The sequence below is a fragment of the Halorubrum salinum genome (assembly GCF_024494575.1).
In the GTDB taxonomy this organism is placed as follows: domain Archaea; phylum Halobacteriota; class Halobacteria; order Halobacteriales; family Haloferacaceae; genus Halorubrum; species Halorubrum salinum.
Window position 1 is genome coordinate 446,636 of the sequence record NZ_JANHDO010000002.1, and the last position, 15,834, is coordinate 462,469.

Annotated in this window: 16 protein-coding genes and 1 tRNA gene; 11 read left to right on the forward strand and 6 right to left on the reverse strand. The window is 69.4% G+C overall.

Annotated elements, in window-relative coordinates; genetic code table 11:
- Positions 1 to 47: 47 nt before the first annotated feature.
- Complete coding sequence (locus NO930_RS07935; protein WP_141651420.1) at positions 48 to 407, reverse strand: hypothetical protein; 360 nt, start codon at positions 405 to 407, stop codon at positions 48 to 50.
- A gap of 319 nt (positions 408 to 726) precedes the next feature.
- Here NO930_RS07935 and NO930_RS07940 point away from each other — a divergent pair.
- A tRNA-Gln gene (locus NO930_RS07940) sits at positions 727 to 799 on the forward strand.
- A 239-nt stretch (positions 800 to 1,038) separates the two neighbouring features.
- Positions 1,039 to 1,509 carry a hypothetical protein gene (locus NO930_RS07945; protein WP_092563717.1) on the forward strand — a complete coding sequence of 157 codons (471 nt, stop codon included), beginning with the start codon at positions 1,039 to 1,041 and terminating at the stop codon, positions 1,507 to 1,509.
- A gap of 86 nt (positions 1,510 to 1,595) precedes the next feature.
- Here the strand turns inward: NO930_RS07945 and NO930_RS07950 are convergent, their stop codons facing one another.
- The 3 genes from NO930_RS07950 to NO930_RS07960 all read right to left on the reverse strand — a co-directional run bounded on the left by NO930_RS07950 (position 1,596) and on the right by NO930_RS07960 (position 3,775).
- Entirely contained in the window at positions 1,596 to 2,648 is a 1,053-nt protein-coding gene (locus tag NO930_RS07950; RefSeq protein ID WP_137783882.1) for an actin-like salactin, read from the reverse strand.
- Positions 2,645 to 3,145 (reverse strand): FlaD/FlaE family flagellar protein, encoded by a 501-nt coding sequence (locus NO930_RS07955; RefSeq protein ID WP_256403058.1) that lies wholly within the window; start codon positions 3,143 to 3,145, stop codon positions 2,645 to 2,647. Before NO930_RS07955 ends, NO930_RS07950 begins: the two co-directional genes overlap by 4 nt.
- Positions 3,146 to 3,244: 99 nt before the next feature.
- A complete protein-coding gene (locus NO930_RS07960) occupies positions 3,245 to 3,775 on the reverse strand; it encodes a zinc ribbon domain-containing protein (RefSeq protein ID WP_256403059.1) in 531 nt (176 codons plus the stop codon).
- A 135-nt stretch (positions 3,776 to 3,910) separates the two neighbouring features.
- Here NO930_RS07960 and NO930_RS07965 point away from each other — a divergent pair, with 135 nt between their 5' ends.
- Positions 3,911 to 4,759 (forward strand): pantoate kinase, encoded by an 849-nt coding sequence (locus NO930_RS07965; RefSeq protein WP_137784672.1) that lies wholly within the window; start codon positions 3,911 to 3,913, stop codon positions 4,757 to 4,759.
- 143 nt (positions 4,760 to 4,902) lie between these two features.
- Positions 4,903 to 6,297: a signal recognition particle protein Srp54 gene (locus tag NO930_RS07970; RefSeq protein WP_256403060.1), complete on the forward strand. Its 1,395-nt coding sequence runs from the start codon at positions 4,903 to 4,905 to the stop codon at positions 6,295 to 6,297.
- A 35-nt stretch (positions 6,298 to 6,332) separates the two neighbouring features.
- On the opposite strand, the gene NO930_RS07975 is transcribed toward NO930_RS07970, so the two are convergent.
- Complete coding sequence (locus tag NO930_RS07975; protein WP_256403061.1) at positions 6,333 to 6,962, reverse strand: hypothetical protein; 630 nt, start codon at positions 6,960 to 6,962, stop codon at positions 6,333 to 6,335.
- 130 nt (positions 6,963 to 7,092) lie between these two features.
- Here NO930_RS07975 and NO930_RS07980 point away from each other — a divergent pair, with 130 nt between their 5' ends.
- The 4 genes from NO930_RS07980 to NO930_RS07995 all read left to right on the forward strand — a co-directional run bounded on the left by NO930_RS07980 (position 7,093) and on the right by NO930_RS07995 (position 11,468).
- Positions 7,093 to 7,674 carry a biotin transporter BioY gene (locus NO930_RS07980; protein ID WP_256403062.1) on the forward strand — a complete coding sequence of 194 codons (582 nt, stop codon included), beginning with the start codon at positions 7,093 to 7,095 and terminating at the stop codon, positions 7,672 to 7,674.
- Positions 7,675 to 7,705: 31 nt separating this feature from the next.
- Positions 7,706 to 8,464: an energy-coupling factor ABC transporter ATP-binding protein gene (locus NO930_RS07985; protein WP_256403063.1), complete on the forward strand. Its 759-nt coding sequence runs from the start codon at positions 7,706 to 7,708 to the stop codon at positions 8,462 to 8,464.
- Positions 8,461 to 9,174 (forward strand): energy-coupling factor transporter transmembrane component T family protein, encoded by a 714-nt coding sequence (locus NO930_RS07990; RefSeq protein WP_137784519.1) that lies wholly within the window; start codon positions 8,461 to 8,463, stop codon positions 9,172 to 9,174. Before NO930_RS07985 ends, NO930_RS07990 begins: the two co-directional genes overlap by 4 nt.
- 86 nt (positions 9,175 to 9,260) lie before the next feature.
- Positions 9,261 to 11,468: a heterodisulfide reductase-related iron-sulfur binding cluster gene (locus NO930_RS07995; protein ID WP_256403064.1), complete on the forward strand. Its 2,208-nt coding sequence runs from the start codon at positions 9,261 to 9,263 to the stop codon at positions 11,466 to 11,468.
- 5 nt (positions 11,469 to 11,473) lie between these two features.
- Here the strand turns inward: NO930_RS07995 and NO930_RS08000 are convergent, their stop codons facing one another.
- Positions 11,474 to 11,800 (reverse strand): DUF7853 family protein, encoded by a 327-nt coding sequence (locus tag NO930_RS08000; protein ID WP_256403065.1) that lies wholly within the window; start codon positions 11,798 to 11,800, stop codon positions 11,474 to 11,476.
- Positions 11,801 to 12,037: 237 nt separating this feature from the next.
- Here NO930_RS08000 and NO930_RS08005 point away from each other — a divergent pair, with 237 nt between their 5' ends.
- From NO930_RS08005 to pstA, 3 genes are read left to right on the forward strand one after another with little or no spacing between them, the layout of a single operon-like run.
- Positions 12,038 to 13,036 (forward strand): PstS family phosphate ABC transporter substrate-binding protein, encoded by a 999-nt coding sequence (locus NO930_RS08005; RefSeq protein ID WP_256403066.1) that lies wholly within the window; start codon positions 12,038 to 12,040, stop codon positions 13,034 to 13,036.
- Between the two features lie 56 nt (positions 13,037 to 13,092).
- On the forward strand, positions 13,093 to 14,067 hold the full coding sequence (gene pstC / locus NO930_RS08010) for a phosphate ABC transporter permease subunit PstC (protein WP_137783544.1): 975 nt from the start codon (positions 13,093 to 13,095) through the stop codon (positions 14,065 to 14,067).
- Positions 14,067 to 15,833 (forward strand): phosphate ABC transporter permease PstA, encoded by a 1,767-nt coding sequence (gene pstA / locus NO930_RS08015; protein ID WP_256403067.1) that lies wholly within the window; start codon positions 14,067 to 14,069, stop codon positions 15,831 to 15,833. The genes pstC and pstA overlap by 1 nt, the downstream gene beginning before the upstream one ends.
- The last annotated feature ends 1 nt before the right edge of the window (position 15,834 follow it).

The following is a 15,834-nucleotide window of genomic DNA, read 5'->3' on the forward strand; positions in this document are numbered from 1 at the left end:
CGCCGCCGTCTCGTGGCGCGCTCTCTTCGGCTCTGCGCTACGCGGCGTCAGACCAGTTCGGCGGTCCGCAGCCCCGCGACGATCACCGTGGCGTTGTACACGGAGACGACGGCGAACACCGCCGACGGGAGCCCGTAGCCGGCCAGTCGGACGAGCGGGGCGAGGTGGCCGTCACGGCGACGGAGCGAGACGGCGACGGCGGCGGCTTCGGTGATAACGGTGATCCCGACGACGATACCGAACGAGCTGACGATCAGCCCGGTGTCGACGCCGACACGCGCCATCACCGCGCTCGCGACGGGGTTGGCCTCGTACACCGCCGGGACGAATCGAAGGCCGACGCCGGTGGTGAGCGCGTCCGCCAGCTTCGTCGCCGTCAACAGCGCGATCCCGGACAGACAGAGCACGCTGCGGCCGAACCGACGATCATCCGCCGGGTGACCGGCCCCGCGGCCCCGCACCGCGGCGCGCGGCTCGACCGACCGGGTGGGACTCGAACGCGCCCGACGTCTCTCGGACCCCGCGCGGCGACCGACACCGGTCGCCTCGTCGCGCGGCCGTCGATCAGTCCCCTGTTTCGACATCTCACTCGACACGTTTAGTTTCAACTCACATAGCTGTGTGGTGTGGTATCATGAACAGGGTGACAAGCCAGCGAAAAACAACATCGTGTACCAGTCAGCGAAAAGTAACCTACTTGAGTGCGCACGGGCAATCTCCCATCGCAGTCCCGTGGTGTAGTGGCCAATCATAATGGCCTTTGGAGCCATTGACGGCGGTTCGAATCCGCCCGGGACTATTCCGTGCGGACGGCGTGAGCACGAACAGTCCCAACGCCGGATTCGAAGCAGGGAACGGAACGAAGCGGAGTGACCGCGGTTCGAATCCGCCCGGGACTACTTTTCGGGAACGACGTGACCAGGGACAGTCACAACGCGGAGTCGAGTCCGGACGCCGAACGGTTCGACCCCACTGAGCGAGACGCCGGTCGCCTCCGCCATGTATGTCATTTTTTACCATGCAGTTCGTGGGGTGGATATGGATCCGAGCCAGTACCGCGACGCGGTCGCTGCGAACCGACGCAAACACGGCTTCGACGCGGTCGACGACGAGACGAACGGGTTCGGCCCGATGTGGGAGACACGCGACGACGACGCGTCCATCGGCGACGTCGTCGTACTGGCGACGGTCGTCGACGATTCCGACCTCGATAAGCGAGCGATCACCGCGCGGACGGACGAGTTCCGAGACGTGCTCATCGACCGTATCGACGGGCAGCCGGGGCCGACGACGCCGCTCGGCTACGTCGTGTTCCCGGTGGCCGACCCCGACCCGTCGATCGTCGACGCCGCGCAGTCCTACACCGTCGCGCGACGGCGAACGAACGTGTTCCCGCTGGTGTACGACTGCGCGAGCGAACGGCTCCACCGACACGAGGTCCCGCGGCTGAAGGGCCGGGGGATCTACCGCCGGCAGGCGGACGACGCGGGGCGGCTGTTCGACGTCTGACCCCGCAGACCGCGGCGACGTCTCCGGAGCGTGCCGGCGGCGGCTAACGGTCTATCGCTCGCATCGAAAATCCGATCGCGGCGGTCTCAGACCAGCCGCTCTGCGATCCGGGCCGCGCCCTCGGCGGCCGCGGTCGCGGGGTCGTCGGGCGAGACGACCTCGACGTCGCGGTCGAGCTCCGCCGAGAGCCGCTTCTCGAACTCCTCTGTGAGCCCCGGGATGCACGCCATGCCGCCGGTGGCGGCGATAGGACGGCCTAACGCGAGTTGGTACGGCTTCATGTGGTCGTTCGCGAGCTCCGGCAGGAACTCGTTGGCGACGACGTCGACCGCCTCGTCGATGTACCGGTCGACCGGCTCGCGCACGCCGCGGTCGACGGTGAACTCGTGGCTCCCGCCGCCGGGCTGCTGGATCACGTCCGTGAACGGCTCGAAGTCGTACACGTCCGCGTGCTCCTCCTTGTATTCGCGAGCGGTCGTTCGGTCGATGTGGACGCGGCCCTGGCTCTCCTCCTCGACGGCGGCGACGATCCGCCGGTCGACCTCGTTGCCCGTCACCGAGCCGGTCGAGAACGGGGAGAGCTGCTCGCCGCGCCGGTAGGCGCACGCCTCCATCGTGGTCGAACCCATGTTGACGGAGAGGAACACCTCGTCTATCGCGTCGAGTCCGTCGCCGTAGGCGGGGATCGAACCACAGAGCGACTCGGGGAAGCTCCGCGCTTCGATCTGGCCGATCGACGACCCCTCGATCACCGACGTGAGGTTCTCGACGCCCTCCTCGTTGTCGATGGTCGGCACCGCGTAGACGACGGCGCTCTCCTCGGGCACGTCGTGAGCGTCCACGACCGCCTCGAAGAACCGCTCCGCGTCCGCGACGCTCTCCTCGTCCTCGGGGAGCCCCGACCGGAGCATAAAGCGCACCGTGTCCGGGTACTCGACCGCCGCCTCCTCGCCGAACAGCACCTTCTCTTCGCCGGTGATGGCGTCCTCGTAGGTCGCCAGACAGGTGAGTATGGAGTGGCGCTCGCGGCCGCCCCGTCCGTCGGGGACGTCGAGCACCGTTCGGGTACTGCCGAGTTTCACTCCCACCGCTACCGATTCGTCCGATTCGTTGATGTCCGTGGATTCGTCGTCGCTCATGATTCACTCGCACACGAAGCGATCCGGACGATGGAGACGAGGCTGATCCGGTGGTCTGCGGGGAGGAAAGCCCGGTCGTACCGCGGTGCGTCGAACCCCTCCAGCCGACGCGTCAGCGCGTCGACCGCGTCGGGGTCGATCCACCCGAGTTCGGCGTAGTACGACAGCGCGTCGCGGCTCCGCAGGTGGCCGCCGACGTCGACGAGGTAGCCGAGCCACTCGCCGAGTTCGTGTTCCGCCTCCGGCGAGGCCGGCACCGACCGCAGGTACGGGCGGTCTCCGGCGTCGTCGGGCCGAGGTCCGTCGGCGGACAGCCGCCGTCCTCGCTGACGCTGGAGCAGCTCGGTGAACGCGGCCGAGCGGGCGGCTTGCTCCGCTCGGTTCCGGTTCGGCTGACGAAGCGGCCGCTCCCGAGCCGCCTCGTCTGCGTCGACCCGCGGTGCGCCCGCGATCTGACGCAGCTCCCGTACGTCGTATCTCCGTGGATTCAGACTCATATTCCGTCCGTCGTTCGCGTCCGTACTCCCGACATCACGACGGCGATATATGATAGTTGCTCCGCAGTTATCACCCGTGAGAAAAAATCCCGGTCGGACTCACTCCTCGTCGGCCCACGGTAGGGGCTCCGTACACCAGTGACAGAAGTCGAGGTCGGCGTCCGTCTCCTTCCCGCAGTGCGGACACTCGACCTCCGCCGGCTCGTCGCTCGACCCGGTGACGGCTGCGACGGGAGACGGCGATCCGCTGGCCTCATCGCCGGCACCGTCGGTTTCGTCCGCGCTCGCGGCGCGTCGGCGGATCGCTTCGACGGTGGCGTCGGTTCGCTCTCTCGCGGCGGCGTCGGCGCGCCCGACGACGTACGCGTCGATCGCCGACAGCCCGTACAGGAGGACGATGGACACCGTGACGTCGGTCGGGAGCGACGCGGCGGCCTCGGCGGCCTCCGCCGGGGCGGTTATCGACCCCCCGACGGTCACGTCGTAGAACGCGAAAAGCGCCACGCCGCCGGCGACGATAGTCAGGTGCCACAGCAGCGCCCGTCCCCATCGGCGCAAGACGAGGTGGCCGAGGCCCGGAAACAGCATCGCCAGGGCGGCGGCGAGGAGGGGGCGCAACTGGTTTCGCATACGCCGGCAGTTCGTGTGGACCCTACTTACCGCCTGCGGTGTCCGTTTCGCGTCGCGTGGTCGCGTGGTCGCGTTTCGTCTCCCGCGTCGCCGCGGATAACAACCGTTAATCGACACCCGCGCTTCGGGCGGAGCATGAGCAGGCAGCGGGCGACCGCGTTCGTCCCCGGACACGTCACGGCCTTCTTCAGCGCGCACCCGCACGACCGACCGGCGGTCGCCGGGTCGCGAGGCGCGGGCGTGACGCTGACTGACGGGGTCACAGTCAGCGTGTCGGCGGCCGCCGGAGACGACGGCACGCGGCTCCTCGACGGCGACGCCGGTGCGATCGGTGCGGTCGACGACGTGCTCGACGCGCTCTCCGTCCCCGCCGTGGACGTCGACGTCGAGACCGACCTCCCGATCGGCGCCGGCTTCGGCGTGTCCGGCGCGGCCGCCTTGGGGGCCGCCCTCGCGGCGAACCGGGCCTTCGACTGCGGTCGCTCGGAGAACGAACTCGTCCGCCTCGCCCACGAGGCGGAAGTCGATCGGGGCACCGGCCTCGGCGACGTGGTCGCGCAGGCGCGCGGCGGCGTCCCGATCCGGCTCGAACCGGGCGCGCCGGGGATCGGCGCGCTCGACGGGATCCCCGCCGACGCTCGGGTCGAATACGTCACCTTCGGCGAGCTGTCGACGGAGGCGGTGCTCGGCGGCGACACGACCGCGCTGTCCGCCGCCGGCGAGACCGCCCTCGACCGGCTCCGCGCCGACCCGCGGCTCCCGACCATGATGGCCGCGGCCCGCGGATTCGCGCGCTCGGCCGACCTCCTCGTGCCCGAGGTCGAGGCCGCGGTCGACGCGGTCGAGGCGGCGGGCGGCGAGGCCGCGATGGCGATGCTCGGTCGGACCGTCTTCGCGCTCGGGACCGGGCTGTCCGACGCCGGATACGACCCCGACGCGTGTCGGGTCCATCCGGCCGGCGCGCGGCTCGTCGGCGGTCGGTGACGAGGCGATCGACTGACGCGCCGCCGTCGACGAGGAGTCGATCGACTGACGCGCCGCCGTCGACGAGGAGGCGGTCGACGGGACGGGCGGACGCCGCCGCCGACGAACAAAGCTTTACCGCGTCGCCCGCCTAGCTCCGGCAAATGGTACTCGACGACCTCGGAAGCTCCCTGCGGGGCAGCCTCGACAAGCTCCAAGGGAAACGCCGGCTCGAAGAGAGCGACGTCGAGGAGATCGTCAAAGAGATCCAGCGATCGTTGCTTTCCGCCGACGTCGACGTCTCCCTCGTGATGGAGCTGTCCGACTCGATCAAGGCCCGCGCGCTCGACGAGGAGCCGCCGGGCGGCACCACGGCGCGCGACCACGTCCTCAAGATCGTCTACGAGGAGATGGTCGAGCTAGTCGGCGACTCTACCGAGCTTCCCCTCGAAAACCAGACGATACTGCTCGCCGGCCTTCAGGGGTCGGGGAAGACCACGTCCGCCGCCAAGATGGCGTGGTGGTTCTCGAAGAAGGGGCTCCGTCCCGCGGTGATCCAGACCGACACCTTCCGGCCGGGCGCGTACGACCAGGCCAAACAGATGTGCGAGCGCGCCGAGGTCGACTTCTACGGCGACCCCGACAACGACGACCCCGTCGATATCGCGCGGACGGGACTGGAGGAGACCCAAGACGCCGACGTGCACATCGTCGACACGGCCGGGCGACACGCGCTCGAAGACGATCTGATCGCCGAGATCGAAGAGATCGAGTCGGCGGTCGACCCCGACCGCTCCCTGCTCGTCCTCGACGCCGCGATCGGACAGGGGGCCAAAGACCAGGCCCGCCAGTTCGAGGAGTCGATCGGCATCGAGGGCGTGATGATCACCAAGCTCGACGGGACCGCGAAGGGTGGCGGCGCGCTCACCGCGGTCAACGAGACCGACTCTTCCATCGCCTTCCTCGGGACGGGCGAGACGGTTCAGGACATCGAGCGGTTCGAGCCCTCCGGGTTCATCTCGCGGCTGCTCGGGATGGGCGACCTCAAGCAGCTCTCCGAGCGCGTCGAGCGCGCGATGCAGGAGGCCACGGAGGAGGACGACGACTGGGACCCCGAGGACATGCTTCAGGGCGAGTTCACCCTGAAAGACATGAAAAAGCAGATGGACGCGATGAACCGGATGGGGCCCTTAGACCAGGTGATGGACATGATCCCCGGCATGGGCGGCGGGATGATGGACCAGCTTCCGGACGACGCGATGGACGTCACCCAGGACCGCATGCGGCGGTTCGAGCGCATCATGGACTCGATGACCGATGAGGAACTGGAGAACCCCCGCGTCGTCGGCCAGTCGCGCGTCGAGCGGATCGCCCGCGGTTCCGGCACGGACGCGGAGACGGTCCAGCAGCTCTTAGAGCAGCACTCGATGATGGAACAGACCATCGGCCAGTTCCAGGGGATGGGCGAGGGCGACATGCAGCGCATGATGAAGAAGATGGGCGGCGACGGCGGCGGCGGTCTCGGCGACATGATGGGCGGCGGGAAGGGACCGTTTTAGACGACCGTCGTCCGCCGTTTTTCACGTGGCGTACGTCACAACGAGACGTCCGTCTCGATGTCCTCCGTCGCCTCTTCGAGCCCGTCCTCGCGGGCGTCGGCGGCGTGTGACCCCTCGATCTCGGCGTCGGTGAGGAGGTCGCGGAACTCGTCGCGGAACCGGTCGTTCGCGCGGGTGGAGGTCAGGTCGACGCGGGCGACCCGAGCGTACCTCGCGACGGTGTCGGGGTCGGCGTCGAGCGCCTCCGTGCACTCGACTATCGACCGCCCCGCGGCCGTCAGCCGCTTCACGTCCCCGTACGCGAACGCGTCCCCGTCGACCTCGCGGTCCCGATCGCAGACGAGGTGGAGGTCCAACCGGGCGTCTCGGACGGCCTCGGGATCGGGTTCGCTCGCCTCGTCGCCTCCGAGGCGGGCCGCGATCGCCTCGTCGTCCGGTTCCTCGAAGCGAGCGCGCGCGATCCGCGCGTAGGTCGCGTCGTCGAGGTCGGTCGAGAAGCCGTACCGATCGCGCATCGCCGCGACCAGTTCACGGACGCGCTCGTCTGCCGCCGCCGCGTCGCGGTCGGTGAGGCTCCCGCGTCCGGCCGCCTGTCGTTCGGTGACGGTCTCCGCGCCGGTGGTCTCGACGAAGATGTCGCGGAGATCGGAGGTCTTCTCGTCCATGGGCGGGAGACAACGCGCTCACCGCACATAAGCCTCGCGTCCGCGTCCGCCGGTCCGTGGACGTGGTTCGCAACCCCCGTCGCGTTCGTCAACCAATATATTCAAGTCGGTTTACGAGCGTGTCACGGCCATGGCAACGAACACGGAGTCCGTCGATCTCGTCGGCGACGAGGCCGCGACGAACCTCGCGCGCGCGGCGCTCTTCGCCGCGCTCGTCGGCGCGTTCGCGTACGTCACGTTCCCGAACCCCGTCTCGCCCGTCTCGGTGACGCTGCAGGTGCTCGGCGTGTTCCTCGCCGGGATCTACCTCGGTCCGGTGTGGGGGGCGGCGTCGCTCGTCTTGTACCTCGCGGCCGGCGCGCTCGGCGCGCCCGTGTTCCAAGGGGGCTCCGCCGGCGTCGGCCAGTTGGTCGGTCAGTCCGCCGGCTACCTCTGGTCGTACCCGCTCGCCGCGGCGGTCGTCGGCGCGGTCGTCCACCGCGGGATCACGCTCCGCGACCTCGATACGGTCGGCCTCCCCTCCCTCGTCGGCGCGATGTTCCTCGGAACCCTCGTCATCTACGCGCTCGGCGTCGCGGGCCTCGCGCTCGTGCTCTCTCTGGGTCCCGTCGAGGCGGTGACGGTCGGCGCGGTCGCGTTCCTCCCCGCGGAGGCCCTGAAGATCGCCGCCGCGGTCGGGATCGTCAGGTCCGACGCGGTCGCGGCCGCGTGACCGACGCCGTGATCGAGCGTTCGGTGAGTCCATGATCGACGTCGACGGCGTCACCTGCCGGTACGGCGGGACGCGAGGACGCGCCGACGGCGACGCCGGAGCGGCCGCCGACGGCGTCGTCGCCGTCGACGACGTCTCGCTCCGGATCGGCGACGGCGAGTTCGTCGTCGTCGCGGGCGCGAACGGTTCCGGAAAGACGACGCTCGTTCGGACGTTCAACGGCCTCGTCGATCCGGACGCGGGAACGGTCGCGGTCAACGGGACGCCGGTCGACGCGGACCTCGTCGCGGCCCGGACCGCGGTCGGGATGGTGTTTCAGGAGCCCCGCGACCAGCTGGTCGCGTCGACGGTCGGCGCCGACGTCGCCTTCGGCCCGGAGAATCTCGGCTACGCGCGCGCGGAGATCGACCGCCGGGTCGCCGACGCGCTCGCGGCCGTGAACATGACCGGCCGGGGGGACGACCGGATCGGTTCGCTCTCCGGGGGCGAACGCGAACGCGTCGCGATCGCGGGCGCGCTCGCGATGGATCCGGACCACCTCGTCTTGGACGAGCCGTTCACCGGGCTCGACGACCCCGCGCGGCGGGCCGTCCTCGGGCGGCTCCGCGACCTCCACGCGGCCGGGACGAGCGTGATCGCCGTCACCCACGACCTCCGCGACGTGCTCGACCTCGCCGACCGCGTCGTGGGGCTCGCCGACGGGCGGGTCGTCGTCGACGCCCCGCCGGCGGAGGCGGTCGCGGCCCTCCCCGACCTGGGCGTGCGGGTGCCGGCGGGGTTCGAGCGGTGACCCTCGCGTACGTCCCCGACGACACCGCGGCCCACCGGCTCGACCCCCGCACGAAGCTGTGGTTTCAGATCGCGTTCGCGGCCGCCGCGTACGCGTACACCACGCCGCGCGGGCTCGCGGCCCTCACGCTCCTCGGGGTCGGGTCGCTGCGACTGGCCGGCGGCGGCCTCCGGGACCTCTGGAGCTACCGCGCCGCGTTCCCGGTGCTCGCGGTCGCCCCCGTCGTCGCCGGCGTGACGCTCGGATCGCCGTGGCTCCGCCCCGGCCGCGCGGTCGACACGGCGCTCGCGAGCTACCGGGTGCTCCTGATCCTCGTGGTCGCCGCCGGCTACGTCCGATCGACGCCGGTCCGGGAGTCGCGGGCGGCGATCCAGCACGCGGTGCCCGGCCGCCCCGGCCAGTTCCTCGGTGCCGGCGTCGCGCTCGTGTTCCGTTTTCTCCCGCTGCTCCGGCGCGACCTGACGGCGGCGCGAGAGGCGGTCAGCGCGCGCGGTGGAGCCGAGCGCGCGGTGACGGACCGGATCCGGATCGTCGCGACCGCCGGGATCAATCGGGCGTTCGGGCGGGCCGACCGGCTCGGCACCGCGCTCGCCGCCCGGTGTTTCGCGTGGAATCCGACGCTCCCGCGGCTCGCGTTCGGTCGGACCGACGTGCCGGTGCTAGCCGCGAGCGCGCTTCTCGCGGCCGCGACGGTCTGGCGGGTCGTCTGACTCGGTCGCGGGCCGATACCGACCGATCGAACCGATCGCCCGACGGCGCACCAAGGTTTAACCCCGCCCGATCCGGGTGATCGATCATGGTACCGATGCAGGCGGCCACCCGCGAGACCTTCTGGACGATCGGTCCGGTGGGGAAAGCGGCGTTCTACTGGCTCGCCGCGGTCGCGATCGCCGTGTTCTGCTACGGCGTCTACGCGCGGTTCGCGGCGTACGCGCGCGGGGACGCAGACCCGCGAGACCGCCTGTCCGGCCTCCCGACCCGGACGCTCGCGGCGACGAGGACGGTGCTCTCCAACGAGAACCAGTTCGACGGAGACCGCTACGCCGGGGTGATGCACACGTTCGTGCTGTGGGGCTTCCTCGTCCTGCTGGTCGCGACGACGGTTCTCGGGGTCGACATCGACGTGTACCGTCCCCTCGCGGGCGAGTCGTTCTGGGTCGGTGAGTTCTATCTGGTCTATCAGTTCGCGGTCGACGCGTTCGGCCTGTTGTTCGTGGTCGGCGTCGCCATGGCGATCGCCCGCCGGTACCGCGATCGCGACGGGCGGCTGTGGGGGAAACACACCTCGCGCGAGGACGACGCGTTCGTCTGGATCCTCTTTCTGCTCGGCGTCGGCGGGTTCGCCCTCGAAGCGATCGGGATCGTCGGCCAGCCGGCGCGCGCGGGCGAGACCGTGAGCTTCGTCGGGATGGCGCTCGCGACCGGGCTGGAGACGGCCGGGCTCACGCCCGCGGGCGCGGAGGCGCTCTACGGCGTCGCCTGGTGGAGCCACTCGATTCTCGCGTTCGCGTTCGTCGCGTGGATCCCCTACGCCAAGCCGTTCCACATGATCTCGTCGTTCGCGAACGTCGTCGCCCGCGACGAGCGGGCCGGCGCGCGGCTCCCGAACGTCCCCGCCGACCTCGATCACACCAACGCCGAGTCGATCGAGGACTTCACCTGGAAGGAGCTGCTCGACGGCGACGCCTGCACGAAGTGCGGTCGGTGCACCGACGCCTGCCCGGCCGACACGGTGGGGCGGGACCTCGACCCCCGCGACGTGATCCTCGACCTGAAGGCGTACCGCGAGTCGGTGACGGACGATCCGGTGGCCGGATCGCGCGGCGGGGGATCGGTCGCGACCGACGGGGGAGTCGCGAGCGCCGACGGCGGCGCGGGAGGCTCCGCCTCCGACGGCGGGACCGTCCCAATCGTCGCCGAGGAGGGCGGGGTGGTCGCGGCCGAGTCGATGGAGTCCTGCATGTCCTGTCTCGCCTGCATGGACGCCTGCCCGGTCGACATCGAGCATCTCACCTCCTTCACCCGGATGAACCGCCAGCTCGTCGACGAGGGGGCGGTCGACTCGAACATCCAAGACGTCTTCCAGGACGTGATGCGGACGGGCAACGCCTTCGGCGAGCCGCAGGCGACGCGAGGCGACTGGACGGACGACCTCGACGACGTAACCGTCGCGGACGCCCGCGAGGAGCCGGTGGAGTACCTCTGGTACGTCGGCGACTACCCGAGCTTCGACGACCGGAACAAGCGGGTCGCCCGCGCGCTCGCCCGGCTCTTCGACGAGGCGGACGTGTCGTTCGGTGTTCTCTTCGACGACGAGAAGACCGACGGCAACGACGTTCGCCGGCTCGGCGAGGAGTTCCTCTACCTCGAACTCGCGGGCCATCACGTCGAGACGTTCGCCGACTGCGAGTTCGAGAACGTCGTCTGTACGGACCCGCACTCGTACAACACCATCAGAAACGAGTACCCCGAGGTCGACTTCGCGGAGTTCGCGGACGACCCGATGATGCCGTTCGACCGAGAGGAGCCGTGGAACCCCGAGGAGGAGATCGGCGTGTTCCACTGGACGCAGGTGGTCGAGCGGCTGGTGAGTGAGGGACGGCTCGGGCTCTCCGGCGACGCGCTCGACTACGCGGTCACCTACCACGACCCCTGTCACCTCGGGCGGTACAACGACGAGTACGAGGCTCCCCGCGAGCTGATACGCGCGACCGGCGCGGAGCTGTACGAGATGCCGCGCTCGCGCGCGGACTCGTTCTGCTGTGGCGGCGGCGGGGGCGGACTGTGGACCGAACACGACGAGGCGGTCAAGCCGAGCGAGGAGCGGCTCCGCGAGGCGGTCGAAGACACCGCCGCGGGCGACGCGATAGAGAAGTTCGTCGTCGCCTGTCCGATGTGTACGACGATGTTCGAAGACGGGCGCAAGACCGGAGGCTTCGAGGCGGACGTCGAGATCGTCGACGTCGCGGAGCTGCTGATCGAGGCGGTGGAGGCGGAGACGTAGCGGTCTCAGAACTCCTGGGAGTCTCGCGGCGTCGACTGCGGTGTCGCCTCGACCGCGTCGTCGACCCGGCGGAGCAGCTCGCGGCCCGGGGCGCGGTCACGTACCGGGGCGTCGCCGAGGTACTCGACGAGCGCGTCACGGAGGAGTTCGGCGCCGTCCGCACCGAGCGCGCGGTCGCGCTCGATCCGACGGATCGGCCGACACTGCTCGGGAGCGTCGTCGCCGGCGTCGGCCGCGGCCGCGCCCGCGTCGAGCAGCGCGGCGTGGGCTACCCACGCCTCCTCGCGGGAGAGCGAGACGGCGATCCGGTTCCCGTTCGTCGAGGGGGGCATCGTCCCGGTCTTCGCACGGAGGGTCTTAAAAATACGCCCGCGATCTCGGCCGGTGACGCGGTGTCGACGACGCGGACGGGTCGGTCCGTTCCGGCGGGATCCCGTTTCGCTCTCGGCCGATCTGATTATATATTACTATATAGAAAACATATGGGTCCATATACCAACCGAACGGTACGGTTCGGCCCATACCGCTCATAGCATACTACTTAACCGAAACTCGCCCACGGTCGGATGATGGCAGCAAGCCACGACGCGGACACCGAGGGGATCACTCGTCGGAAATCGCTCGCGACGCTCGCCGGTGCGGGGGCGCTCGCGCTCGCGGGCTGTACGCAGAGCACGGGAGACGGCGGTGACGGCGGGTCGGACTCGCTCTCCGGCTCGATCAACATCGCCGGATCCTCGACCGTGTTCCCGCTGATGAGCGCGATCGCGGAGGACTTCGCCGAGGACTACCCGGACGTCTCCATCGACATCAGCTCCACCGGGTCCGGCGGCGGGTTCTCGAACTTCTTCTGCGTCGGTGAGACCGACTTCAACAACGCGAGCCGGCCCATCCAGCCGGAGGAAGAACAGCTGTGTTCGGACAACGGCGTCGAGTACGTCGAACTGGTCGCGGCGACGGACGCGCTCACGGTCGTCGTCAACCCCGAGGCGGACTGGATCGACTCGCTCACGACCGAGGAACTGGCGATGATCTGGGAGGCCGACGCCGTCGAGACCTGGGACGAGGTTCGCGACGAGTTCCCCAACGAGGAGATAAACCGGTTCGGTGCCGCAGACACCTCCGGGACGTACGACTACTTCATCGAGGCGATCCTCGGCGAGCGCGGCCACACCAGCGACTATCAGGCGACAGAACAGGACAACACGATCGCACAGGGCGTGAGCGGGAGCGAGTACGCTATCGGCTACTTCGGCTTCTCCTACTACTACCAGAACCCCGACCAGCTCAAGGCGCTCGGGATCGACGACGGCGACGGCCCCGTCGAGCCGAGCCTCGAAACCGCCTCGAACGGCGAGTACACGCCGCTCTCGCGGCCGCTTTTCACCTATCCGTCGATCTCCTCGCTCGGCAACGAACACGTCGCCGAGTTCGCGCGCTACTTCGTCGAGCAGACGACGAACGAGGACCTCGTCGCCGGCGACGTGGGGTACGTTCCCGCGACCGAGGAGATCCAAGAAGAGCAGATGCAGACGCTCGAAGACGCGATCGAACAGGCGCAGGGCTAACCCCGCGTCATGAACCGGTGTATTGATTTACGACAGCGTGCGATACCCCACTGGTTGTGACAGATAGTACCGAAAGCCCCGATCTCCAGCGCCGGAGCGGGCTCAGGCGATTGAAAGAGGGGACGTACGGCGGTCTCTTCGCCGCGTGTGCCGCGGCCACCCTGCTCACGACGGTCGCGATCTTCGTGACGCTGCTGTCGGACGCAGTGGTGTTCTTCCAAGAGATACCGATCGCCGAGTTCCTCACCGGCACCAACTGGAGCCCGAACCCGGCCGGCGGCGGGCAGGCGTTCGGCATCATCCCGCTTTTGATCGGCACGCTCGTCGTGACGATCACGGCGGCGGTCATCGCGCTTCCCGTCGGGACGCTGACGGCGATCTACCTCAGCGAGTACGCGACCCCCAACGCGCGCTCGATCCTGAAGCCGCTCTTGGAGATCCTCGCCGGCATCCCGACGGTCGTGTACGGGTACTTCGCGCTGGTGTATATCACGCCGGCGTTGAAGGCGACGCTGTTCCCCGAGATGAGCACCTTCAACGCACTGTCGGCGTCGATCATGGTCGGGATCATGACGATCCCGATGGTGTCGTCGATCTCGGAGGACGCGATGAGCGCCGTCCCGGACGAACTTCGACAGGCAGGCTACGGCCTCGGCGCGACGAAGTTCGAGGTGTCGACGGGAATCGTCGTCCCCGCGTCGGTCTCCGGGATCGCCTCCTCGTACATCCTCGCCGTCTCGCGGGCGATCGGCGAGACGATGATCGTCGTCGTCGCGATGGGCGCACAGGCGCGGATGCCGGCCGTCCGGGAGGCGGCCTTCGGAATTCCGTACATCAACCCCGCGGACATCCTGCTTGAGTCGGGGATGACGATCACCGTCGCGATGGTGCAGATCGCCGGCGGCGACCTCACCGGCGGGACGATCCCGTACGACTCCATGTTCGCGCTCGGACTCACGCTGTTCGTGGTGACGCTCGTAATGAACGTGCTCAGTGATATCATCGCGGAACGCTACCGGGAGGAGTACTGATGGCGACGGACAACGCGACCGGCGGCGGGTTCGGCGAGGTGAGCCGGCTCCGAGGGATCGCCTTCGAGTACCTCTCTCTCGGCGCGAGCGTCGCCGGCCTCGTCGCGCTCGGCGTGCTCTTGGTGTACGTCGCGATCGACGCCTTCGATCTGGCGAACGCTAGCCCGGAGTGGCTGTTGACGTACTTCCTCACGCTCGTCGTCCCGTTCCTCGGATTCTGCCTGTACAGCGCCGGCGACCCCGCTATCACCCGCCGCGCGCTCGGCGCGCTCGGCGGCGGTCTCGTCGCCGTCGCGGCGCTTTTCACCGCGATCGAGGCGTTCGTCGTCGATATCCCGCGGCTCTCCTGGCAGCTCGCGTACCTCTTCGTCGTCGTCGCACCGGTCACCGGATACCTCACGTACGTCGGCAGCCGGGGACGCGTCGGCGCGGTCGGCTTCGGACTGCTCGGGCGGCTCGTCGGAGGAGTCGCGGTCGGACTTGCCGTCGGGACCCTGTTTCTGGTGTTCGACGAACTGGTGTGGTTCCTCGCGTACACGCTCGGCGTCCTCCCGGCCGCCGGACTGTACGCGTACGGCCGCTGGCGCGACGCGGACCGGGCGGCGAGCGCCGCGCTCCCGGTCGGACTCGTCGGCGTCGTCGCCGCGGTGTTCCTCCGCGGCGTGATCGCGACGTACCCGTCGGATCTCATCATCTACCTCTGGACGCTCGCGGTCCCGATCGCGGCGGTCGGCGCGCTCGTCGTCGCCGGGCGCGGGAGCCGGACGGCGGCGGCCGCGGCCGGCGGCGTTCCGCTCGCCGTCGCGACCGCAACCGGATTCCTCGCGGGCGGCCTCGGCGTTCCCGGGCCGACCGCGCTGATCGTGCTCGCCGTGACCGGCGTGCCGACGGCCGTGTACGTCCACCGCGTGATCGACGGCGGAGAGGGAGTGGTCGGCCTCGGATTACCCCTCCTCATCGCCGCCGGCGTGATCGCCGGGGCGCTCGTCGTCGAGGCGTGGGGCGTGCCCGCGCCCGACCCGTGGCTCGACGTCTCGTACGTCACCGAGGCTCCCTCCCGGACGCCGGAAGAAGCGGGGCTGTACCCGGCCATCGTCGGCTCCGTGATCATCATCGCGCTCGTCGCGGTGTTGTCGTTCGTCCTCGGCGTCGGCACCTCGATATTCCTCGAGGAGTACACGGCGGGAAGCGGGCTCGTCGGATCGCTGACTCGGCTGTTGCAGGTCAACATCGCGAACCTCGCCGCGATTCCCTCGGTCGTCTACGGCCTGCTCGGGCTCGGGCTGTTCGCGAACCTGCTCGGCCTCGGATTCGGGACGGCCGTGACGGCTTCGCTGACGCTGTCGCTTCTCATCTTACCGATCACGATCATCTCGGCACAGGAGGCGATCCGCTCCGTCCCGGACGACCTCCGGCGCGGGTCCGACGCGATGGGCGCGACGCGGTGGCAGACGACGAAGAACGTCGTCCTGCCCGAGGCGTTCCCCGGTATCCTCACCGGGACGATCCTCGCGCTCGGACGGGCGATCGGCGAGACCGCGCCGCTCATCATGATCGGTGCGGCGACGACCGTGTTCAGTGCGCCGAGCAGCCTCTTCAACCGATTCAGCGCGATGCCGATGCAGATCTACGCGTGGGCCGGCTTCCCGCAGGCGGAGTTCCGCTACGGTGTCGTCGCCGCGGGCGTCATCACGCTTTTGATCATCCTCATCGGCATGAACGGTACGGCGATACTGCTTCGGAACCGCGCGGAGCGAGGGAACTAAC